Source organism: Streptomyces sp. NPDC032822, from assembly GCF_055578825.1.
In genome coordinates, this window is the sequence record NZ_JBVIOL010000003.1 from 485765 (window position 1) to 506448 (window position 20684).

Sequence of the window (20684 nt, forward strand, 5' to 3'; positions counted from 1 at the left end):
CGGCTTCCGTGCCGATCACTCTGGAGGCGTCGTTGATCGCCCAGAAAACCTCCGTGTTGCCGCCGCGTAAATCACGCCACCTGTGACGCATCGCACACAACTGCGCTCAGCAGCCTCGGCGATCCCCGGTCAGCACCCCCTGAACGGTGGTCAGGGTCCGGTCGTAGCACCCATGCGCACCGCTCCGGCCGCCGCTGACCCGGTAGCGCTCGCTCGTCGTCCCGACCGCGTGCCGCTGATCACGCGGCACGTTCACCGTGTACGTGGCGTCGCCCGCGTAGCTGTCGTCGAGCCGCGATCGTGCGGTACGCCGCCCGCCCGACGACTCGGTGACCGTCGCCCGGTCACCGAGCGTCAGCACCGTGCGCAGCCGGTCGGCCGCACCCAGCGTGGTCGTGCCGTCCATCGTGTACGTCCGCTGCGTGCGCGTCGTCCGGGCGGGTCCCCGTCCGTCGACGGTGACCGACTCGTCGTCCGCCCATGCGGCGGTCAGCGCGTCGGTCGTCTCACCGTCGGTCCAGCGGTGCGTGGAGGTGTTCGCGAGGGAGCGCCCGACGGTGGTCGTGACGCGGCCGTGCGAGGTGTCGACGTATCCGGCGACGGTCAGCCGGTGGTCACCCTCGGTGTCCACCCGGTGTTCCGAACCGGGCATGTACGTCGAGGAGTTGGCTAGGTCGCCGACCCGATGCGCGGTGAGCTTCCCGGTGACGTGCGCACGCCCCGTGTCCTGCCAGACGAGGACGTTCACCGGAGTGCTCCAGCCGCTCTGCCCCTCGGGCACGCCGACGACGGAGACCTCGACCCGGTGCGGGCGGCCGTCGTTGAGGAGGCCGGCGAAGGGGGTCAGGTCGTATTCGATCGGCTTGATGTCGAAGGCACGCGGCCCCGGGACGACGTACCAGAGGAAGGGGTTGGACCAGCCGCCGGTCCACACGGTCGGGAACGGGGCGGCGATGCCCGCGAGTTGTCCGTCGACCTTGATCTGGACCTCACGGTAGGGGCCGTCGTCGGCGCCGCAGGAGTACGGGGCCTCGTCGGGGACCGTCAGGTACCAGTACTCCTCGCACCCGCCGCCGGATCCGGTGGCGTACACCTCGGCGACGATGCGTTCGCTGTTGCGCGGGGTGGTGAGGGTCGATCCCTCGTCCAGGGTCAGGACCTGGTCGGGCGTGGCCGCGACGGGCTGCGCCGCGGTGGAGAGGGCTGCCGTGGAGGAGGATGCCGTGGAGGGCGCTGCGGGTTTGCCGGCGTAGAACGTCAGGGTGACCTTGACGTCGATGATTCCGGTGTACGTGTCGTCGACGACGTTCCCGATGAGCATCTCCACGTCCTGGCCGCCGCGGAACGTGTCGCTGTAGCGGGTGACGTCCTTCTCCACGGACCACTCGATGCCGTCGGGTGAGGGCTGGGGCGTGGACGTACGGAGGATCTCGACCCCGCCGACATGGAGGTGGCCGAGCCGGTCGAACTGCCGCCCCTGGACCTGGCCGTCCAGGCGCAGTACGACCTTGCTCCAGTGCGCGCCGCAGCCGACCGGCGGTGTGTAAGTGCCCCGGTAGGGAGTGAAGTCGCGGAACCGCGCCTCGGCGAGCACCACTTGGCAGGACTTCCCGGCGGGCTTGCCGACGGGCGGGGCGGCGGTGAGGGGGTCGTGCCAGTCGGAGCCGAACTCGGCGGGCACGTCGGCGGATGGGGCGAGGGCTCGCACCGAGGGGGCGGGGGCTTCGGCCGAGTGGGCGGGGGCCGTCCCGAGGAGGGTGCTCGCGAGGAGGGTCGCTCCAGCGAGCATGGACATGGTGATCCGTCTCTTCATGGCCGGTGTTCTACGGCGAGTTGGCCGTCCCCGCAATGAGGCCTCCCGCATGAGCCCTGGGTGGCGCTGGGCGGTCTCAGGCCTTCAGGTCGGCCCGGTCCCCCATCACCACCACCGGATGCCGATCCGGGTCGAGCGTCCGCAGCAGGTGGCGCATCGCCGACGCCGACAGGCTGACGCAGGCCGACGTGCCGCTGCCGTGGTCCATGTGCAGCCAGATCCCGCCACCCTTGGAGACCCCCTCGGGCCGGGTCGGGTCGTTCGGCGGGGTGCCCTTGAGGCGGTTGTAGTCGATGGCGATGACGTAGTCGAAGTCGTGCCGGTACGCCTTCGGCCACCAGCGCGGGGCCGTGAAGGCCGCCGACCGCGTGTACGGGAGCCCCGACCCGGGGTTCGGCAGCACACCGCCCGCGTCGCTGAGCGTGAAGACACCGACGGGGCTGCGCCGGTCGCCCTCGCGGTGGTCTGTGGTCCAGCCCTTCTTCCCGTTGTGCGCCGGCCAGGTGCGGGTGCGCTCCCAGGCGGAGCCGTGCCTCGTGTACAGCACGGCCGTGGCGTTCGCGGAGTTCCTGCCCTCGCCGTAGACGGCCACGACCTGACGGGACTCGGCGGGGACGCGCCGCAGCAGCCGGTCGCCGACGCCGGGGATGCGGGTCGTACGGGTGGACGCACCAGGCGTCGTACCGGGGGCCGTGCGTGCGGTCGCGCGGGTGCCGGGCATCGAGTCGCCGGTGGCCGAACCCACCTCCCCGGCACCACCGGACCCAGCGCCGCCGCACGCCGCCGTGACCGAGAGAAGCAACCCGCCGACCGCCGACGCCACCACCGCGCGCCGTCCACCGCTGATCTTCCGCATCGCTCCATGGTCGCATCACCGCGCGTAGCCGGTTCTGTACGCCGGAGCGGAAAACCTGTTGCCCCCGACCACGTGACGACGCGAACCTTTCACGGTTTGCTGCCGCAGTTCGCGGTCCCTTCCCACCCCCTGACACGAGCCACTGGGACGTCATGCAGATTCAAGACCTTCCGTATTCCGACCCGGGTGTGCCCGACGCACGCTCAGGGCACCGATTCCTGTGGTGGCTCTTCCGGAATCAGCTGGGAGGCCAGTTCAAGTCACTGGCATGGGGGCTGCTGCACTTCGTTTCCGTCTCCGCGCTGCCCTTCTGTGTCGGTCTCGCCGTCCAGGCCGTCATCGACGGATCCGGCCGCCGGCTCGCGCTGGCGGGCGGGCTGCTGGCGCTGTGCTGCGTCGGCAACGCCGTCGGCGAGACCTTCCTGCACCGCACCGCCGTCACCAACTGGATCACGGCTGCCGCCCGCGTCCAGCAGTTGCTGGCCCACAAGGCCGCTCATCTGGGTTCGGCACTGACCCGGCGGGTCGCGGCCGGCGAGGTCGTGGCCGTCTCCACCGGTGACGTCGAGAAGATCGGCTGGTTCGTCGAGGCCTGGTCCCGGTTCACCGCGGCGGCCGTCACCATCGTGCTGGTCTGTGTCGGCCTGGTGGTCTACCAGCCCGCGCTCGGCGCGATCGTCGCCGTGGGCCTGCCGGTGCTGGCGCTGGCCGTCCTGCCACTGCTGCCCCGGGCGACCCGCCGCGCCGACGTCCAGCGCGAGAAGGCCGGACGCGCCACCGAACTCGCCTCGGACACCGTCGCCGGACTGCGCGTCCTGCGCGGCATCGGCGGCGAGGAACTCTTCCTCGACCGCTACCGCCGCGCCTCCCAGGAGGTCCGCCACGCGGCCGTGCGCAGCGCCCGGATGTGGTCCCTGATCTCAGCGATCCAGGTGCTGCTGCCGGGGCTGCTGCTGATCGCGGTCGTCTGGAACGGCGTCCACCTGGCCCGCGAGGGCCGCATCGGTGTCGGCGAACTGGTCACCGTCTACAGCTCGGTGATGGTCCTCACCTATCCGTTGCGGCACTTCGAGGAGATCGCCATGGCGTACTCCTTCTCCCGCCCCTCGGCCACCCGGGCCGCGCACGTGCTGTCGCTGGAGCGGGCCACCGACACCGTCGGGTCCCGCGCCGCCGAGGCGCCCTCCGGCGACCTGTACGACCCGGCGACCGGTCTGCTCGCCCCCTCCGGGCGGCTCACCGCGGTGGTCTGCGGCGACCCGGACGCGGCGGGTCTCCTCGCCGAGCGGCTGGGCGGACACCCTTCGGAGGAGGGCACGTCCGTCCTGCTGGGCGGGGTGCCTCTCGACGAGCTCCCGCTCGGCTCCGCCCGCACGGCCGTCCTCGTCCAGGACAAGGACCCGGTACTGCTGTCCGGTTCGCTGCGCGAACTGCTCGACGTGCCCGCCTCGGGTGAGGTCGGTGCCGCGCAGGCGCTGGCCGCCGCGCAGTGCGGGGACGTCCTGACCGCCCTGGTCCAGGGGTCGCTCGGCGCCGACGACCCGATGGACGCCCGCATCACCGAACGCGGCCGTTCCCTGTCCGGCGGCCAGCGCCAGCGGCTCGCGCTGGCCCGGTCGCTGCTCACCGACCCGGAGGTGCTCGTCCTGGACGAGCCGACCTCCGCCGTCGACTCGCACACCGAGGCGCGGATCGCGGAGGGCCTGCGGGAACTGCGGGCGGGGCGCACAACCGTGCTGTTCACCTCCTCACCGCTGCTCCTGGACCGGGCCGACCGGGTCGTCCTGGTGCACGAGGGCGAGGTCGCGGCGGTCGGCCTGCACCGCGACCTCGTCCACAAGGAGCCCCGGTACCGGGCGGTCGTGACCCGCGAGACCGCCGAGGAAGCCACCGTGAACGGCACGCTCGACCAGCTCGACGCCATCGACGAACTGGAAGAACTGGAAGAAATCGAGGAGACCGCATGATCGGCGTGGCGCCACCGGCGTACGACCCGGCGGCCCCGACGACGGCGAACACGCTGCCCGTCGGCGCCACCGCGACCGTACGCGCCTACGTGGCCGAACTGTTCCAGCGGCACCGCCGTGCCCTCCTGCTCCTCATCACCGTCAACACGGTCTCCGTGCTCGCCTCGATGGCGGGCCCGTGGCTGTTGGGCGGGCTCGTGGAGCGGCTGTCCGACGGGGCGCGGGAGCTCCACCTCGGGCTCACCGCAACGCTGTTCCTGGTCGCCCTCGCCATCCAGGCCGTGTTCGTGCGCGAGGTGCGACTGCGCGGCTCGATGCTCGGCGAGCGGATGCTGGCCGACCTGCGCGAGGACTTCCTCGTACGGTCGGTCGGGCTGCCGCCGGGCGTCCTGGAGCGGGCCGGGACGGGCGATCTGCTGTCCCGGATCACGACGGACATCGACCGGCTCGGCAACGCCATGCGCGAGGCCGTGCCCCAGCTGGCGATCGGTGTGGTGTGGGCCGCCCTGCTGCTCGGCGGGCTGGTGATCACCGCGCCGCCGCTGGCCGCGGCGGTGCTGCTCGCCGTGCCGCTGCTGGTGGTCGGCTGCCGCTGGTACTTCCGGCGGGCGCCCTCCGCCTACCGCTCGGAGTCCGCCGGGTACGCCTCCGTGGCCGCCGCCCTCGCCGAGACCGTGGACGCCGGACGCACCGTCGAGGCACACCGGCTCGGCGACCGCCGCATCGAGCTGTCGGAGCGCCGGATCAAGGAGTGGACCGCCTGGGAGCGCTACACGCTGTGGCTGCGGTCGGTGCTCTTCCCGATCATCAACGTCACCCATGTGACCGTCCTCAGCTCCGTCCTGATGATCGGCGGTGTGTTCGTCCTCAAGGGCTGGATCGACGTCGGCCAGCTGACGACGGGCGCGCTGATCGCGCAGATGCTCGTCGATCCGGTGGGGCTCATCCTGCGCTGGTACGACGAGCTCCAGGTGGCCCAGGTGTCGCTGGCCCGTCTGGTCGGCGTGCGGGACATCGAGCCGGACGCCGGGGACGCCGCGGTGTCCCCGGACGGCCGTGACGTGCACGCGGACCGGGTGCACTTCGGGTACGTCGAGGGGGTGGACGTCCTGCGCAAGGTCTCCCTCGAAGTGGCGCCGGGCACCCGTCTGGCGCTGGTCGGCCCCTCGGGCGCGGGCAAGTCCACCCTGGGCAGGCTGCTCGCCGGTGTCTACGCGCCCCGGGACGGCCGGATCACGCTCGGCGGCGCCGAACTCTCCCGGATGCCGGCGGAACGGGTCCGCGAGCACGTGGCCCTCGTCAACCAGGAACACCACGTCTTCGTGGGGTCCCTGCGCGACAACCTCCTGCTCGCCCGGACGGACGCCCAGGACGCCGAGCTGTGGGCCGCGCTGGGCGCGGTCGACGCCGACGGCTGGGCCCGGGCGCTCGACGACGGTCTGGAGACCGAGGTCGGCTCGGGCGGTCTGGCGCTCACCCCGGCGCAGGCGCAGCAGATCGCGCTGGCCCGCCTGGTGCTCGCCGACCCGCACACGCTGGTCCTGGACGAGGCGACCTCCCTCCTCGACCCGCGCGCGGCCCGTCACCTGGAGCGCTCCCTGGCCCGCGTCCTCGACGGCCGCACGGTCGTCGCCATCGCCCACCGCCTGCACACCGCCCACGACGCGGACGTCATCGCCGTCGTCGAGAACGGTCGCATCAGCGAACTGGGCAGCCACGACGAGCTGGTCACCGCGGACGGCGCGTACGCGGCGCTGTGGCGGTCCTGGCACGGGTGACCGGACGCCTCGCGGGGGCTGGGACCGTAGCGCGGGCCGACGGGGTGGCAGGGCCGGGCCGCGAAGGTGCGGTGTGGGCGGGATGGCCCGGCCCTCCCGAACCGGGGTCTGTGTGGGGCGGTCGGCGCTGCACCGGCCAGGCACGGGCGGAGGCCGGTCGGGGGCGGCCCGGTGCGGGCCGTGCGGAGGCCGGTCGGCGGTGAGCGGAGGCGGTCCGGGGGCGAGATGCCTTCGGCCCGCCGTGTCCGTGGCGTTGCGCGGTTCCGAAAAGGGGTGGAAGGCTGGAAACCGGCACCGGCTCGGCGAGCACGCGCGGTGCACGCGGTGCGCCGACGCGCGCCGCGTGTGTCCCGTACGCCGGCGTCCGGCCGTCGACCGCGGGGAGGACGCGCCCGCCCTCACCACCTGGAGGTACCCGTGACCAGCGCCGACGGATGGGGCGACGACGTCTACCAGCCCGACGGATCGGAGATCCAGGACGACGCGGGGCTGCTCGACGCGGAGGACACCCTGGAGAACGACGGTGTCGGCGATCCCCTCGACCGGGGCTGGTCCCCTCCGGAGCGTCCCTGGGGGGTGGAGCACAGCGGGGTGACGGCCGCCGAGCGCCGCCAGGGCGAAACGCTGGACCAGCGGCTCTCGGAGGAGGTGCCCGACCTCGCCGCCTCCGAGGACGACGGCATCGGCGACTGCGAGGGCACCGACGGGGAACTCCGGGACAACGAGGTCGGCTCGGCCCGCTCCGGCCGCCTCGTGGCACCCGACGAAGGGGCGCACGAGGACGAGGAGAGCGCGCTGATCGCCACGGACGTGGGCATCGACGGCGCGGCCTCCTCGGCCGAGGAGGCCGCGATGCACATCGTCGACGAGGACGCCCTGTACGGCTGATCCCGCCGTGGAACCCGCCGGCCCCTCGACATCCGCCTCGGCCTCGATCAGCTCACCGACGCCGTACGAACCGCACAAGGAGCAGCGATGCAGCAGGACAAGCAGCCCGACTACCACGAGGTCGTCTTCCGCGACCGCGCCGCCGGATTCGCCTTCCTGACCCGGTCCACCGCGAGCAGCGACCGGACCATCGAGTGGGACGACGGCAAGACGTACCCGGTGGTGGACGTGGAGATCTCCTCGGAGAGCCACCCCTTCTACACCGGCAAGGCCCGCACCGTGGACACGGAAGGCCGCATCGCCCAGTTCGAACGGCGCTACGGCGCCGGAACGGACTGAGACCACCCCGGGCCGGGCTGCCCCGGACCAGGCAGCCCCGGTCCGGACGGCCGCGGCCCTCAGATGAAGTTGAGCGCCGCCGCGCAGCCCACTCCCCCGAGCAGCATGAACGCCGGCATCAGCACCTTCAGCTCGACCCAGCTGCCGGCCCGGAACCGCATGAACTTCGGCGGACCGATCGGGTACCAGCGCTTGCGGCCCACCGGGATCGGCCACAGGACCGGGCACCCGGAGACGGTCAGCGCGTCCCCGATGTCGTGGACCAGCGCGCCCAGCACGATGGGCAGCCCCAGCCACAGGTACTCCTGGCCCGGCGCCGCGAACAGCCAGTCGGAGCCGTTGCCCGTCTTGTCCAGGAAACCGGCGAGGATCCACGAGCTGGTCGCGGCCAGCAGCCAGACCAGGACGTCGGCGCTGGAACCCCGGGTCGCCCGCCACAGCAGGCCTTCGATGGCCAGCACCAGGTGCACGAAGAGGATCGCCAGCACCGCCCAGCGCCCGCCGGTGATCGCCGCCACCGAGGCGCCCGCGCCGATGAGCACGGCCCACAGCCAGGTGTGGGTGAGCGTCCGGTGCCCACCGGAGCGGCGCGGGTCGCCCTGCTTCTTGGTGGCCTTGTAGACCGCGTAGGAGAGTTTGTCGACGATCTCGCACAGTCCGCGGGAGATCGGCCCGAAGGACCGCGAGATCGTGGCCGCCTTGTGGTCCAGGTCCGGGGCGAGCGCCGCTCCGGCGCAGATCAGAGCCCCGACCAGGAGAACCGGCCACGGCATGGTGTGCCCGGCCGCGGCCGCCGCCGCGCCGACGCCCAGCCAGGCCGCGGCGCCCGAGAGCGAGTGTGCTGGTCCCATCATCGGCGTTGCCCGCCCCATTCCTCGTATGCCGCTGTCCAGTTGACCGGGTGCGCTGACACTCCGTCGGCGTCACAGCGTAGCGTTCGCGATCTTCGTACCCGCATCCGATTCCCCCATAGGGCAGGAGGGCAGGCAAGATGGGTGGGTGACCCTCATCGATCAGCTGCCGCCGACCGCCGACCCCGACGCCCTGTACGACGCTTTCGAGTCGTGGGCCCAGGAGCGCGGTCTCACGCTCTACCCGCACCAGGAGGAGGCGCTGATCGAGGCGGTCTCGGGTGCGAACGTGATCGTGTCGACGCCCACCGGCTCCGGCAAGAGCATGATCGCGGCGGGCGCCCACTTCGCGGCGCTGGCCCGTGACCAGGTCACCTTCTACACCGCTCCGATCAAGGCGCTCGTCTCGGAGAAGTTCTTCGAGCTGTGCAAGATGTTCGGCACCGAGAACGTCGGCATGCTGACCGGCGACGCGTCCGTCAACGCCGACGCTCCCGTCATCTGCTGCACCGCCGAGGTGCTCGCCTCGATCGCGCTGCGCGACGGCAAGCACGCGGACGTCGGCCAGGTGGTGATGGACGAGTTCCACTTCTACGCGGAGACGGACCGCGGCTGGGCCTGGCAGATCCCGATCCTGGAACTGCCCCAGGCGCAGTTCATCCTGATGTCGGCGACGCTCGGTGACGTCGCGATGTTCGAGAAGGACCTCACCCGCCGCACCGGCCGGCCGACGTCGGTGGTCCGCTCGGCGACCCGTCCGGTGCCGCTCTCCTACGAGTACCGACTCACTCCGCTCACGGAGACGCTGACCGAGCTGCTGGAGACCAAACAGGCGCCGGTCTACATCGTGCACTTCACACAGGCGCAGGCCGTCGAGCGGGCGCAGGCGCTGATGAGCATCAACATGTGCACGCGTGAGGAGAAGGACCAGATCGCCGCGCTGATCGGCAACTTCCGCTTCACCACCAAGTTCGGCCGCAACCTCTCCCGCTACGTGCGGCACGGCATCGGTGTCCACCACGCCGGCATGCTGCCCAAGTACCGGCGTCTCGTGGAGAAGCTCGCCCAGGCCGGGCTGCTGAAGGTCATCTGCGGTACGGACACCCTCGGCGTGGGCGTCAACGTGCCCATCAGGACCGTGCTGTTCACCGCGCTGGCCAAGTACGACGGCATCCGAGTGCGCACGCTGCGCGCGCGTGAGTTCCACCAGATCGCCGGGCGCGCCGGCCGGGCGGGCTTCGACACGGCGGGCCTGGTCGTGGCGCAGGCTCCCGAGCACGTGGTGGAGAACGAGAAGGCGCTGAACAAGGCGGGCGACGACCCGAAGAAGCGCCGGAAGGTCGTGCGCAAGAAGGCGCCCGAGGGGTTCGTCGGGTGGTCGGACACCACCTTCGAGAAGCTCATCGGCTCCGAGCCGGAGCCGTTGACGTCCCGGTTCCGGGTCACGCACACCATGCTGCTGTCGGTGATCGCCCGGCCGGGCAACGCCTTCGAGGCGATGCGGCACCTCCTGGAGGACAACCACGAGCCGCGCAAGCAGCAGATCCGGCACATCCGGCGGGCGATCGCCATCTACCGGTCGCTCCTGGACGGCGGCATCGTCGAGAAGCTCGACCAGCCGGACGCCGAGGGCCGCATCGTCCGTCTGACGGTGGACCTGCAGCAGGACTTCGCGCTCAACCAGCCGCTGTCCACCTTCGCCCTCGCCGCGTTCGAACTCCTCGACCCCGAGTCGCCGTCCTACGCCCTGGACATGGTCTCTGTCGTCGAGTCCACGCTCGACGACCCGCGGCAGATCCTCGCCGCCCAGCAGAACAAGGCGCGCGGCGAGGCGGTGGCCGCGATGAAGGCGGACGGCGTCGAGTACGAGGAGCGCATGGAGCGACTCCAGGACGTCACGTACCCGAAGCCCCTTGAGGAGCTGCTCTTCCACGCGTACGACACGTACCGCAAGAGCCATCCGTGGGTGGGCGACCACCCGCTGTCCCCGAAGTCCATCATCCGTGACATGTACGAACGGGCGATGTCCTTCACGGAGTTGGTGTCCCACTACGATCTGGCCCGCACCGAGGGCATTGTGCTGCGCTACCTCGCGAGCGCCTACAAGGCCCTTGACCACACCGTCCCCGACGACCTCAAGTCCGAGGATCTCCAGGACCTGATCGAGTGGCTCGGCGAGATGGTGCGCCAGGTGGACTCCAGTCTGCTGGACGAGTGGGAGCAGCTCGCCAACCCGGAGGAGATGACCGCCGAGGAGGCCCAGGAGAAGGCCGACCAGGTCAAGCCGGTGACGGCGAACGCCCGCGCCTTCCGTGTCCTGGTCCGCAACGCCCTGTTCCGGCGCGTCGAACTGGCCGCCCTCGACCAGGTGGCGGAGCTGGGCGAGTTGGACGCCGAGGCCGGCTGGGACGCCGACGCCTGGGGCGAGGCGATGGACAAGTACTGGGACGAGTACGACGACCTCGGCACCGGTCCCGACGCCCGCGGCCCCAAGCTGCTGATGATCGAGGAGGAGCCGGAGAACGGTCTGTGGCGCGTCCGTCAGATCTTCGACGACCCGAACGACGATCACGACTGGGGCATCAGCGCGGAGGTCGACCTGGTGGGATCCGACGCCGAGGGCCGTGCGATCGTGCGTGTCACCGACGTCGGCCAGCTGTGAGTACAGGAGAGACCCACTGATGACGAACCCGGCCGAGAAGCTGGTCGACCTGCTCGACCTGGAGCAGATCGAGGTCAACATCTTCCGCGGGCTCAGCCCCAACGAATCCCTCCAGCGGGTCTTCGGCGGCCAGGTGGCCGGCCAGGCGCTGGTCGCCGCCGGCCGCACCACGGAGGGTGACCGCCCGGTGCACTCGCTGCACGCGTACTTCCTGCGTCCCGGGCGGCCGGGTGTGCCGATCGTGTACCAGGTCGAACGGGTGCGGGACGGTCGGTCGTTCACGACCCGCCGGGTCACCGGTGTGCAGCAGGGCCGCACGATCTTCAATCTCACCGCCTCCTTCCACAAGCCTGAGCAGGGGAGTTTCGAGCACCAGTTGCCGCCGGCCCGCAAGGTGCCGCCCCCGGAGTCCCTGCCGACGGTCACGGAGGAGATCCGGGAGCATCTGGGCTCGCTGCCGGAGCAGTTGGAGCGCATGGCACGCCGTCAGCCCTTCGACATCCGTTACGTGGACCGGCTGCGCTGGACCACCGAGGAGGTCAAGGACGCCGAGCCGCGCAGCGCGGTCTGGATGCGCGCGGTCGGGCCGCTCGGCGACGACCCGCTCGTGCACACCTGCGCGCTGACCTACGCCAGCGACATGACGCTCCTGGACGCCGTCCGTATCCCGGTCGAACCCCTGTGGGGTCCGCGGGGGTTCGACATGGCGTCGCTGGACCACGCCATGTGGTTCCACCGGCCGTTCCGCGCGGACGAGTGGTTCCTGTACGACCAGGAGTCGCCGATCGCGACGGGGGGACGTGGTCTGGCCCGCGGCCGGATCTACGACCTGGAGGGACGGATGCTCGTGTCCGTCGTCCAGGAGGGGTTGTTCAGAGCCCTGTAGGCCGGTTCGACGCGGGGCTCTGCGGGCCGCCGGCCCGGGGCCCCGACGAGCGGGGGTTGCCGCGCCGCAGCCAGCCCAGCAGTTTTCGGGGCGGCCCCGGGCGGTCGGGCCCGGGGGTGCCGTGCCGCGCTGTCACGGGAGCCGGTTTCGCCACGGCGGCGGATGTGGCCGCGGGGGCCGATCCGGAGGTGGGGCGCGGTGCGGGCCGGTGTTCCCGTGCCTCCCGCAGCACTCGGGCCAGGTCGGCCCTCAGCCAGCCGATCTCGTCCGGGTGGTCCGCCCTCATGATCTTCTCCGCGAGGTGCGCGGCGGGCGAGCCCGGTGCGCCGTGGGTGGGCGGTCCCGGCCGGAAGCGATTGAGGTGGGAGCGCTCGTAGGGGTCGGTGACGATCTCCGCGACCTGAAGGGGGTCGAGGAACGCGGCCACGGCTCCGGCCTCCTCCCACGCGTCACCGGCCTGGCGGAGCAGGAATCCCAGTTGGCGTCCGCGCCAGTTGCGCGCGCGCAGATCCAGTCCGGCGTCCAGTTGGCCGCGCAGCCCCTCGGGCATCCGGGCCTTCAACAGCCGGGCGTTCTTCTCGTCGGCCGCGAACTGCCGTAGTTCCTCGGCCAGGTACTGCCAGACCACAGTCCGGTAGCGGTTCAGGTAGAAGGTGACCGGCACCACCAGGCCCAGGCGCGCCAGGCGCGTGAACCGGGCCAGGGGCACCTCCATGACGGCCGCCCCCTCGGTGGCGCCCACGGCCTTCACGCGCTCCCGCAGGGACTCGGGGAAGCCTTCGAGGGCACGGAGCCGGTCGATCTCGGAGCAGGTGACGCGACGGCCTCCGCCCCCTTCGTCGGGCACGGTCCGGATGTGTCCGAGGTGCATGCCGAGGTCGAATTCGCCTCGCCTGAGCCCCAGTTCCCGTGCGGCGCGGCTCGGTGCGCAGGAGGGGCGGTGTGCTGTGCCGATGGTGTCGACGGACATGGTCGATCTCCCCCGTGGAGTCGGTCGCTCACGCTGTGTGCGTTCGCCGTGACAAAAACCGTAGCCGGTCCGGCGGACATCGCGACGAGCCTGTGGATAACTCCACGGGGCATGACGAAGACGCAGGTCAGTCGTCTGTCGTCGGGCTTCGCTCGGGATGTCGGACGTCCACTCCGAGGTGCTCGCCGACCCGGTTGACGAGCAGGGTCATCTCGTAGGCGATCTGGCCGATGTCGGCCTCGGCGCCGCTGAGCACGCACAGGCAGCTGCCGGTGCCCGCCGCGGTGACGAAGAGCACCGCGTCGTCGAACTCGACCATCGTCTGGCGCACCCGGCCCGCGCCGAAGTGCCGTCCCGAGCCCTTGGCCAGGCTGTGCAGTCCGGAGGAGACGGCGGCCAGGTGCTCGGCGTCCTCACGGCGAAGTCCCGTGCTCGCCCCGGTCACCAGCCCGTCGTTGGAGAGGACCAGGGCGTGCCGCACGTGTTCGACGCGCTCGGTCAGGTCGTCCAGCAGCCAGCCAAGTCCCTGGTTCTGCGCCATGTTTCCCGTCTCCCCGTGTGACGTCTCCTCCGCCCCGGAGGATCTCCCCCGCAAGCCTTACCCACCGCTGTCGCCCGGGCAAGGAAGATGGGGGCATGGCAGAGAAGATGACCGAAGCAGAATGGCGGGAGTTCGTCTCGTACGGCACCCGCACCGGCAAGCTGTCCACCGTGCGGGCCGACGGGAGCCCGCACCTGACACCGATCTGGTTCCTGCTCGATGGCGACGAGATCGTGTTCAACACCGCCAAGACCAGCGTGAAGGGCCGCAACCTGGCCCGGGACGGCCGGGTCGCCCTGTGTGTGGACGACGACCGGCCGCCTTTCGACTTCGTGGTGATCCAGGGTCGCGCCCGGCTCGTGGAGAACCTCGACGAGGTCGGGCACTGGGCGGCCCGGATCGGGGCGCGCTACATGGGCGAGGAGCGGGCGGCGGAGTTCGGGGCCCGCAACGGCGTACCGGGCGAGCTCCTGGTCCGCGTCTCGATCGACAAGGTCCTCGCCCAGCGGGCCGTCGCCGACTGATCCGGGCGACCGGGTCAGCTCACCGAGTCGAGCAGCCGGGCGGTGTGCATCCGCCCGGCGTACTCGACGAGCCGGATCAGCACCTCCTTTCCCGAGTCGCGGTCACGGGCGTCGCAGAGCACCACGGGTGTGCCCCGGTCGAGGTCGAGGGCGCGTGAGACGTCCTGGGCGCCGTAGGACCGGGCGCCCGTGAAGCAGTTGACGGCCACCACGAACGGGATGTGCCGGTGCTCGAAGTAGTCCACGGCGGGGAAGCAGTCCTCCAGTCGGCGGGTGTCGGCGAGGACCACGGCCCCCAGGGCACCCTGCGACAGTTCGTCCCACAGGAACCAGAAGCGGTCCTGGCCCGGCGTTCCGAACAGGTACAGGGACAGACCGGAGCGGATGGTGATGCGGCCGAAGTCCATGGCGACGGTCGTGGTGACCTTCTGGTCCACGCCGTCGGTGTCGTCGACCAGCTGGCCGACCTCACTGAGCAGTTCCTCGGTGCGCAGCGGCCTGATCTCGCTGACCGCGCCCACCAGGGTCGTCTTGCCCACGCCGAACCCGCCGGCGACCAGTATCTTCAGCGCCAGCGCGGTTGTTTCGCCGTCCTGGACGTCGGAGTCATCGGAGACCATCGATCACTTCTCTCGGGAGTGCCATGTCGGCGCGGTGCCGGTCCGGGTGGTTCTCGTCGTTCGTCTACAGCGCTCTCAGTCCCTCGATCACCTCGCGCAGAATGCGCTCGTCGGGCAGCTGCGCGGGCGGTACCGGGCGGCTGACGGTGACACAGCCGAGTTCCAGCAGGTCACCGAGGAGCACCCTGACCACTCCCACGGGCAGGTCGGCGTCCGCGGAGAGTTCCGCGACCGACTGGGTCTCCGGGCGGCACAGGTCGATCAGGGCCCGGTGTTCGGGGCCCAGCGCGGTGTCGTCGTCGACGCCGGGCGCGGCCGCGTCCAGCGTCACCAGGGCGATCAGGTCGAATCGCACTCCGGTAGGGCCGGGTTTGGTGCGTCCGCCCGTCATGGCGTACGGCCGGACGAGCGGTCCGGCCTCGCCGTCGTACCACTGGCTGCCCTGCTCCCGCGCAGCGTCCGTCATGTCCTCGGTCATGTGTATGGACCCGTCTTCTCGCCTCAGCCGGCGGCGGGGGGCCGCGCGCCGACACGTGTCGGCGTGTACAGGTGCTCGCCGACGCGCTTGACCAGTCGTGCCATCTCGTAGGCGACCAGGCCGATGTCCGCGGTCACGGCGGTGAGGACGGCGAGACAGGAGCCGTCGCCCGCGGCGGCCACGAACAGGAAGCCCTCGTCCATCTCCACCATGGTCTGGCGTACGCCTCCGGCGCCGAAGTGCCGGCCCGTGCCCTTGGCCAGGCTGTGGAAGCCGGAGGCGACGGCGGCGAGGTGTTCGGCGTCCTCACGGCGCAGGTCGGTCGACGCGCCCACGGCGAGCCCGTCGTTGGACAGCACCACGGCGTGCCGTACCTCGCTCACGCGTACGACCAGGTCGTCCAGCAGCCAGTCGAGTTCGCCGGACCGCTGGGCGGCTCTCATGCTCGGGTCCTGGATCATTGGGGATCTCCTTCGCTGCTGTGGCCGCCCGCCGGGGAATCCGGGACGGCACCGCGACCGGGTTGCCTGCCGCCGCCGCGGGTCCAGCCTTCGCGGTAGGCCGCCATACGGTCCCTGACGACTTCGGGTGTGCGTCGGTCGTCGCTCGGGGCCGGGAACTCCTGTGCCGGCTCCTCCGCACGTCGCTCACGCAGTTGGGGGGCGAGATGCGCCTGCCGGACCCGGCGTGGAAGGTCGTCCGAGTCCTCGGGGACGTCGTCCACGGGACGGTGCAGACGCAGGGCGGTGACCCCGGGAGGTGGCCCTCCGGTCGTGACCCGCGCCGAAGCCGAGGCCGAGGCCGGAGCCGAGGCGGGTGCCCGTGCGGGTGTGGGGGCCGGGGCGGGCGCGGGTGCGGGCACGGGTGCCACCAGTGCGGGGCGGTCCGCCGGTGCCGGGACGGACTCCTGGTGCTGGGCGACGGCGGCCACGCGCGCGTACTCGTGTTCCGCGGGTCGCTCCGCTTCCTCCACCCGGCGGGGGGAACGTTCCGTCGCACCGGCGTGGAGCAGGGCTGTGGGCAGCAGGACGACCGTGGTGGTCCCGCCGTAGGGGGAGGTGCGCAGGTGGACCTTGATGCCGTGCCGGGCCGCGAGCCTGCTGACCACGAAGAGGCCCAGTCGGTCGCTGTCGAACAGGTCGAGCGCCTCGGACTGTTCGATGCGCCGGTTGGCCTCGGCGAGGCTCTCCTTGCCCATGCCCAGACCCCGGTCCTCGACCTCCACGGCGTAGCCGTTGCCGACGGGTTCGCCGGTGACACGCACGCGCGTGTGGGGCGGTGAGAACTGGGCCGCGTTCTCGATGATCTCGGCGAGGAGGTGGGTGAGGTCGGCGACGGCCCCGCCGACGACGGCCGCGTCGGGGAGTTGTCGTACCTCCACGCGCGCGTAGTCCTCGACTTCGGAGACGGCCGCGCGGACCACGTTCGTCAGGGAGACCGGCATGCGCCAGGCGCGGCCGGGTGCGGCACCGGAGAGGATGATCAGGCTCTCGGCGTGGCGCCGCATGCGGGTGGTGAGGTGGTCGAGCCTGAAGAGGTCGCTGAGTTCGTTGGGGTCCTCGGAGCGGCGTTCCATGCTGTCGAGGAGACTCAGCTGCCGGTGGACGAGAACCTGGCTGCGGCGGGCGAGGTTGACGAAGACCCCGGAGATGCCGCTGGCGAGTTCGGCGCGTTCGACGGCGGCGCGCAGCGCGGCGCGGTGCACGGTGCCCAGCGCCTCGGCGACCTGGCCGGCCTCGTCCTCCGCGGGTGGTCCGGGCGGGGCCTCGGAGTGGACGTCGATCTCCTCGCCCGCGCGCAGCTTCCGCATGGCCTCGGGGAGTTTGCGGCGGGCGATCTCCAGGGCGTCGTTGCGCAGACTCACCAGTTCGACGACGAGGCCGCGTCCGATGCGCACGGAGATGACGAGTGAGGACGCGACGGCGACGAGTCCGAGGAGTACGGCGGCACCGGCGGGGGTGAGCAGGCCGCGGGTGAACGGGTCGGCCCGGTCGGCGACACCGCGCCCCGTGTCCTCCTCGATGGCCCGCATGCCGTTCTGCACGCGCGCGTGTGCCTCGGTCCAGGGGACTTCCGGTGCCGCCCGGATCGCGCGGGCGCCTGCGCCGACGGCGAGGATCCTGTCCTCGGTGGCACCCACGGTCGTGTAGGCGCCGCCGTCCGCGAGGCGCTGCCAGGCGGCGCGTTCGGAACCGCGCAGGTCGGCGACCGCGGACTCAGTGAGGGCGCGACGGGTGTCGACGGCTCCGGTGAACAGCCGCAACCGCTCCCCCGAGAGACCGCCGGCCAGCCGCGCGCTGCCCAGGACGACGTCCTCCTGGGCCAGTGCCTCGGCGGCGCGGGAGAACTCCAGCAGCACGCGTGCGTCGGAGCCGAGTTCGGCGTCCTGGATGCCGGTGAGGGCGCCCCCCACCGCGAAGGCGCTCCCGATGGTCTTCGTGTACCGGCCGTAGGTCTCGTCCCAGCCCGCGCGGCGGTCGAGCACGGCCGCGCGCACGGAACGCAGTTGTTCGGTGCCGGTGACGAACGCTTCGAGCCGCTGCGCCACGCCTGCGGGCAACTCCTCGCTGTCGGCGATGGTGTTGGCGTCCCCGAGGCGCAGTCCGGCCACCGCGCGGTCCGTGCGCTGCGTGATCCTCTTCAGGTCGCCGCCCTGTCCGGCCGCCGGGTCGGTGGCGTAGCGGACGGCGGCGGCCCGCTCGGTCTGCAGCGCGGCCACGGCCGCCGCGAGCGGGGTCCGGATCCCGGAGTCCACACGCTGCAACTGCCGCAGCCGGGCGACGTCCTGGGCGGTGGTGACGGTGGCGTACGCCCACAGGGCGAGCAGGGACACCACGGGCACCATGAGCAGGCAGACGATCTTGGCGCGGACCGTCCGCGGGCGCATCAGCCAGCGCCCCTCGCGCGCGGGTGCTTCGTCCGGTGTCGCGCCCACGGGATCCTCCGGGCCTTCTTCGGCCGGGGGTCCGGCGTGTGCGCGGCGTCCGCGCACGGGGGTCTGGTGCGGCGTCTCGGCGCCGGCTGTGGGGGTCCTACGCGGTGTACGCATGGCCTCCTCGCTCGAATGTGGTGTTCGGGGCGTGCCGTCAGTGGGCCGTGCTCTCGATCGGCTGCTGGGCCGAGGCGGATGCCCGGCGCTCCCCGGTCGTCGGCGACAGTGCGACGAAGGCCGAGGTCAGGAAGAGGTAGGACCCGAGTCCGACGGCGAGCGGGAAGATGAACTGCATCGCCGTGGCCCCGGGCAGGACCGCCCCGGAGGGCGCGACGTTCACGTCCACCGCGAACATCCCGGTGTAGTGCATGCTGCTCACGGCCGCCCCCATGATCAGGGAGGCGAGCGTGACGGCGACGGGTGACTTGATGTTGAGGGCCGCCCACAGGGCCGCTGTCGCCGCGACCACGGCGATCAGGACGGAGAGTCCGACGAGCACCGGGTCGTAGGTGACGTCGCCGTGCAGCCGTACCGCCGCCATGCCGAGGTAGTGCATGCTCGCGACGCCGAGCCCGGTGGTGAGTCCGCCGAGGAAGAGCGCGCGGGTGCGGTCCCGGCTGTAGCCGACGGCGAAGACGCCGGCGCAGACGACGATCATGGCGACGAGGAGGCTCGCGATGGTGAGCGGCACGTCGTAGCGGATGTCGGTGCCGCTGACGCTGAACCCGAGCATGGCCACGAAGTGCATGGTCCAGATGCCGGTGCCGATCGCGGAGGCCGCGGTGACGAGCCAGTTGCGGCGTGAGCGCCCGGTGGCGCCGAGCGCGCGAACGGTGCAGCGCAACCCGAGCGCGGCGCCGATGCAGGCCATCACATATGACAGCGCGGGGGTCAGCCACCCCAGGGCGGCGTGGTCCATGTGTCCCATGGCTCCGGGACGCTAGTCCGGGCAGGGGCATACAAAGGGAGCGCATTTCGAAAGGTGTTGCAATATGGCGCAGAGAGGCACCGGAACGATCGCGTCATGCTCGAACGTGTGCGCCGGAGCGTCATCCCTGTCGGTGAGGGATCATGCGGAACATGAGCGACGACCACACACATGTCCAGGAGTTCTTCGGCGCCCGCGCCGCCGACTGGGACAGCCGCTTCCCGGACGACGGGCCCGCCTACGCCGCCGCGGTCGCGGATCTCGGGCTGCGTGCGGGGGACCGGGTGCTCGACGCGGGCTGCGGCACCGGACGGGCCCTGACGCCACTGCGCGAGGCCGTGGGGCCCTCGGGAGTGGTCGTCGGGGCGGATCTGACCCGCGCCATGCTGGAGGCCGCCGTACGGGCCGGACGGGGCCGGGACGGGTGGTTGCTGCTCACCGACGTGACCACGCTGCCGCTGCGTTCGCGGTCGCTGGACGCGGTGTTCGGCGCGGGTCTCGTCTCGCACCTGCCCCGTCCCGCCGAGAACCTGCGGGAGTTGGCGCGGGTGGTCCGCCCCGGCGGCGCGCTGGCCCTGTTCCACCCGATCGGCAGAGCGGCGCTCGCGGCCCGCCAGGGCCGGCGGCTCACCCCGGAGGATCTGCGCGCGGAGTCCAACCTCCGCCCCCTGCTGGCGGGTTCCGGGTGGCGCATGACCTCGTACGTCGACCGGGACGACCGCTTCCTGGCGCTGGCCGTCCGCGAGGACTGACCGGAAGCACCTCGCCGGTGGCTCCGCGGGGCGTCAGGCCTGTCCGGCGACCGCCGCCACGAACGCGTCGGCGTTGTCGAACATGATGTTGTGCCCGGCGCCGGGCACGGTCACCACGCGTACTCCCGCGGCTTCCAGGTCCTTCCTCCCGTCGAGTTCACCGCTGAACTCCCCTTGCAGGTAGACGCGGTCGACGGTCAGCCCTTCGAGGATCGTGCGCATGACGGGCTCCGATCCGCGCCGCAGTCCGACGGCGGTGCGGTGCAGGGCGCGCGGGTCGGTCAGGCGCATCGTCGCCGCCCACAGGGGGCCCACCGCGTCCAGCACGCGCGCGTACCCGCCGTCGACGAACGCCTCCTCCTCGTAGGAGGCGATGCCGCTGCTGCCGGCCGAGGGCGGCGGGAAGGCGTCGAGGTTGGCCTCCGTGAGGACCAGCCGGGAGACCAGGTCGGGCCGTCGGTGCGCCAGCACGACGGCGACCGCGCCACCCATGCTGTGCGCGACGAGCTCTCCACCGGCCACGCCCGCCGCGTCCAGTGCCGCCGCCAGGGCACCGGCGTGATCCTCCAGCGTGTATCCGAAATCGCCGGGACGGTCACTGATGCCGTGCCCCGGCAGGTCCACGAACAGGCTGCGCCGGCCCGTGAGTTCGGGCCGCGACGCGATGTGCGCGTGATAGACCGCCGAGACCGAGCCCAGCCCGTGCAGGTACACGCGCGCGGGCCCCTCCCCCGGGGTCTCCGTCCACCGGACGCAGCTCCCCCTGCCGTCGAACTCGGTCTGCTTCATGAGCCCCTCTTCCCTCTCCTTCTCCTTCTCCTTCGGAAGAACCGCTGGTTCACGGTGCTCGTCTTCCTCCGGCACCCCGTCGACGCCGACGCGCCGACGACCGTACCGTG

19 protein-coding genes are annotated in these 20684 nt (G+C 71.8%); 8 read left to right on the top strand and 11 right to left on the bottom strand.

The window, feature by feature from the left end:
- Window positions 1-106 precede the first annotated feature (106 nt).
- The gene (locus ACZ5VD_RS11290) at window positions 107-1813 is read right to left on the bottom strand and encodes a peptide-N4-asparagine amidase (protein WP_468682048.1); all 1707 of its coding nucleotides are present in this window, start codon (window positions 1811-1813) and stop codon (window positions 107-109) included.
- A gap of 76 nt (window positions 1814-1889) precedes the next feature.
- Window positions 1890-2669 (bottom strand): L,D-transpeptidase family protein, encoded by a 780-nt coding sequence (locus ACZ5VD_RS11295; RefSeq protein WP_468682050.1) that lies wholly within the window; start codon window positions 2667-2669, stop codon window positions 1890-1892.
- 152 nt (window positions 2670-2821) lie between these two features.
- On the opposite strand from ACZ5VD_RS11295, the gene ACZ5VD_RS11300 reads away from it, so the two are divergent.
- The 4 genes from ACZ5VD_RS11300 to ACZ5VD_RS11315 all read left to right on the top strand — a co-directional run bounded on the left by ACZ5VD_RS11300 (window position 2822) and on the right by ACZ5VD_RS11315 (window position 7641).
- Window positions 2822-4636 (top strand): ABC transporter transmembrane domain-containing protein, encoded by a 1815-nt coding sequence (locus ACZ5VD_RS11300; RefSeq protein WP_468682052.1) that lies wholly within the window; start codon window positions 2822-2824, stop codon window positions 4634-4636.
- Complete coding sequence (locus tag ACZ5VD_RS11305; RefSeq protein WP_468549755.1) at window positions 4633-6414, top strand: ABC transporter ATP-binding protein; 1782 nt, start codon at window positions 4633-4635, stop codon at window positions 6412-6414. Before ACZ5VD_RS11300 ends, ACZ5VD_RS11305 begins: the two co-directional genes overlap by 4 nt.
- 417 nt (window positions 6415-6831) lie before the next feature.
- Window positions 6832-7302, top strand: coding sequence for a DUF5709 domain-containing protein (locus ACZ5VD_RS11310; protein WP_468549756.1), 471 nt, complete (start codon window positions 6832-6834; stop codon window positions 7300-7302).
- 87 nt (window positions 7303-7389) lie between these two features.
- Entirely contained in the window at window positions 7390-7641 is a 252-nt protein-coding gene (locus tag ACZ5VD_RS11315) for a type B 50S ribosomal protein L31 (RefSeq protein ID WP_468549757.1), read from the top strand.
- Between the two features lie 59 nt (window positions 7642-7700).
- On the opposite strand, the gene ACZ5VD_RS11320 is transcribed toward ACZ5VD_RS11315, so the two are convergent.
- The gene (locus tag ACZ5VD_RS11320; RefSeq protein ID WP_468549758.1) at window positions 7701-8495 is read right to left on the bottom strand and encodes a metal-dependent hydrolase; all 795 of its coding nucleotides are present in this window, start codon (window positions 8493-8495) and stop codon (window positions 7701-7703) included.
- Between the two features lie 145 nt (window positions 8496-8640).
- Here ACZ5VD_RS11320 and ACZ5VD_RS11325 point away from each other — a divergent pair, with 145 nt between their 5' ends.
- Both ACZ5VD_RS11325 and ACZ5VD_RS11330 read left to right on the top strand, forming a co-directional pair.
- Window positions 8641-11154, top strand: a complete 2514-nt coding sequence (locus ACZ5VD_RS11325; RefSeq protein WP_468549759.1) for a DEAD/DEAH box helicase — start codon at window positions 8641-8643, stop codon at window positions 11152-11154.
- Between the two features lie 19 nt (window positions 11155-11173).
- Window positions 11174-12040: an acyl-CoA thioesterase gene (locus ACZ5VD_RS11330; RefSeq protein ID WP_468549760.1), complete on the top strand. Its 867-nt coding sequence runs from the start codon at window positions 11174-11176 to the stop codon at window positions 12038-12040.
- On the opposite strand, the gene ACZ5VD_RS11335 is transcribed toward ACZ5VD_RS11330, so the two are convergent.
- A complete protein-coding gene (locus ACZ5VD_RS11335) occupies window positions 12027-13010 on the bottom strand; it encodes a DUF6397 family protein (protein ID WP_468682054.1) in 984 nt (327 codons plus the stop codon). The genes ACZ5VD_RS11330 and ACZ5VD_RS11335 overlap by 14 nt on opposite strands.
- Window positions 13011-13137: 127 nt before the next feature.
- Entirely contained in the window at window positions 13138-13551 is a 414-nt protein-coding gene (locus tag ACZ5VD_RS11340) for a roadblock/LC7 domain-containing protein (protein ID WP_468549762.1), read from the bottom strand.
- A 95-nt stretch (window positions 13552-13646) separates the two neighbouring features.
- Here ACZ5VD_RS11340 and ACZ5VD_RS11345 point away from each other — a divergent pair, with 95 nt between their 5' ends.
- Complete coding sequence (locus ACZ5VD_RS11345) at window positions 13647-14075, top strand: PPOX class F420-dependent oxidoreductase (RefSeq protein ID WP_468549763.1); 429 nt, start codon at window positions 13647-13649, stop codon at window positions 14073-14075.
- Between the two features lie 14 nt (window positions 14076-14089).
- Here ACZ5VD_RS11345 and ACZ5VD_RS11350 read toward each other — a convergent pair whose 3' ends face one another.
- The 5 genes from ACZ5VD_RS11350 to ACZ5VD_RS11370 form a co-directional block, all read right to left on the bottom strand.
- Entirely contained in the window at window positions 14090-14695 is a 606-nt protein-coding gene (locus tag ACZ5VD_RS11350) for a GTP-binding protein (RefSeq protein ID WP_468549764.1), read from the bottom strand.
- A gap of 64 nt (window positions 14696-14759) precedes the next feature.
- Window positions 14760-15173 (bottom strand): DUF742 domain-containing protein, encoded by a 414-nt coding sequence (locus ACZ5VD_RS11355; RefSeq protein WP_468549765.1) that lies wholly within the window; start codon window positions 15171-15173, stop codon window positions 14760-14762.
- A gap of 23 nt (window positions 15174-15196) precedes the next feature.
- The gene (locus tag ACZ5VD_RS11360; RefSeq protein ID WP_468549766.1) at window positions 15197-15634 is read right to left on the bottom strand and encodes a roadblock/LC7 domain-containing protein; all 438 of its coding nucleotides are present in this window, start codon (window positions 15632-15634) and stop codon (window positions 15197-15199) included.
- Entirely contained in the window at window positions 15631-18222 is a 2592-nt protein-coding gene (locus ACZ5VD_RS11365; protein ID WP_468682056.1) for a sensor histidine kinase, read from the bottom strand. The genes ACZ5VD_RS11360 and ACZ5VD_RS11365 overlap by 4 nt, the downstream gene beginning before the upstream one ends.
- Window positions 18223-18259: 37 nt before the next feature.
- On the bottom strand, window positions 18260-19033 hold the full coding sequence (locus tag ACZ5VD_RS11370) for an MHYT domain-containing protein (protein ID WP_468549768.1): 774 nt from the start codon (window positions 19031-19033) through the stop codon (window positions 18260-18262).
- Window positions 19034-19185: 152 nt separating this feature from the next.
- On the opposite strand from ACZ5VD_RS11370, the gene ACZ5VD_RS11375 reads away from it, so the two are divergent.
- Complete coding sequence (locus tag ACZ5VD_RS11375) at window positions 19186-19785, top strand: class I SAM-dependent methyltransferase (RefSeq protein WP_468549769.1); 600 nt, start codon at window positions 19186-19188, stop codon at window positions 19783-19785.
- A gap of 33 nt (window positions 19786-19818) precedes the next feature.
- On the opposite strand, the gene ACZ5VD_RS11380 is transcribed toward ACZ5VD_RS11375, so the two are convergent.
- Entirely contained in the window at window positions 19819-20574 is a 756-nt protein-coding gene (locus ACZ5VD_RS11380; protein ID WP_468549770.1) for an alpha/beta fold hydrolase, read from the bottom strand.
- Window positions 20575-20684 lie beyond the last annotated feature (110 nt).

What these genes read in the sequence shown, in the direction of transcription:
- ACZ5VD_RS11290 (WP_468682048.1), bottom strand. Translation starts at nt 1,813, where the DNA reads ATGAAGAGACGGATCACCATGTCCATGCTCGCTGGAGCGACCCTCCTC.
- ACZ5VD_RS11295 (WP_468682050.1), bottom strand. Translation starts at nt 2,669, where the DNA reads ATGCGGAAGATCAGCGGTGGACGGCGCGCGGTGGTGGCGTCGGCGGTC.
- ACZ5VD_RS11300 (WP_468682052.1), top strand. Translation starts at nt 2,822, where the DNA reads ATGCAGATTCAAGACCTTCCGTATTCCGACCCGGGTGTGCCCGACGCA.
- ACZ5VD_RS11305 (WP_468549755.1), top strand. Translation starts at nt 4,633, where the DNA reads ATGATCGGCGTGGCGCCACCGGCGTACGACCCGGCGGCCCCGACGACG.
- ACZ5VD_RS11315 (WP_468549757.1), top strand. Translation starts at nt 7,390, where the DNA reads ATGCAGCAGGACAAGCAGCCCGACTACCACGAGGTCGTCTTCCGCGAC.
- ACZ5VD_RS11320 (WP_468549758.1), bottom strand. Translation starts at nt 8,495, where the DNA reads ATGATGGGACCAGCACACTCGCTCTCGGGCGCCGCGGCCTGGCTGGGC.
- ACZ5VD_RS11330 (WP_468549760.1), top strand. Translation starts at nt 11,174, where the DNA reads ATGACGAACCCGGCCGAGAAGCTGGTCGACCTGCTCGACCTGGAGCAG.
- ACZ5VD_RS11335 (WP_468682054.1), bottom strand. Translation starts at nt 13,010, where the DNA reads ATGTCCGTCGACACCATCGGCACAGCACACCGCCCCTCCTGCGCACCG.
- ACZ5VD_RS11340 (WP_468549762.1), bottom strand. Translation starts at nt 13,551, where the DNA reads ATGGCGCAGAACCAGGGACTTGGCTGGCTGCTGGACGACCTGACCGAG.
- ACZ5VD_RS11345 (WP_468549763.1), top strand. Translation starts at nt 13,647, where the DNA reads ATGGCAGAGAAGATGACCGAAGCAGAATGGCGGGAGTTCGTCTCGTAC.
- ACZ5VD_RS11350 (WP_468549764.1), bottom strand. Translation starts at nt 14,695, where the DNA reads ATGGTCTCCGATGACTCCGACGTCCAGGACGGCGAAACAACCGCGCTG.
- ACZ5VD_RS11355 (WP_468549765.1), bottom strand. Translation starts at nt 15,173, where the DNA reads ATGACCGAGGACATGACGGACGCTGCGCGGGAGCAGGGCAGCCAGTGG.
- ACZ5VD_RS11360 (WP_468549766.1), bottom strand. Translation starts at nt 15,634, where the DNA reads ATGATCCAGGACCCGAGCATGAGAGCCGCCCAGCGGTCCGGCGAACTC.
- ACZ5VD_RS11365 (WP_468682056.1), bottom strand. Translation starts at nt 18,222, where the DNA reads ATGCGTACACCGCGTAGGACCCCCACAGCCGGCGCCGAGACGCCGCAC.
- ACZ5VD_RS11370 (WP_468549768.1), bottom strand. Translation starts at nt 19,033, where the DNA reads ATGGGACACATGGACCACGCCGCCCTGGGGTGGCTGACCCCCGCGCTG.
- ACZ5VD_RS11375 (WP_468549769.1), top strand. Translation starts at nt 19,186, where the DNA reads ATGAGCGACGACCACACACATGTCCAGGAGTTCTTCGGCGCCCGCGCC.
- ACZ5VD_RS11380 (WP_468549770.1), bottom strand. Translation starts at nt 20,574, where the DNA reads ATGAAGCAGACCGAGTTCGACGGCAGGGGGAGCTGCGTCCGGTGGACG.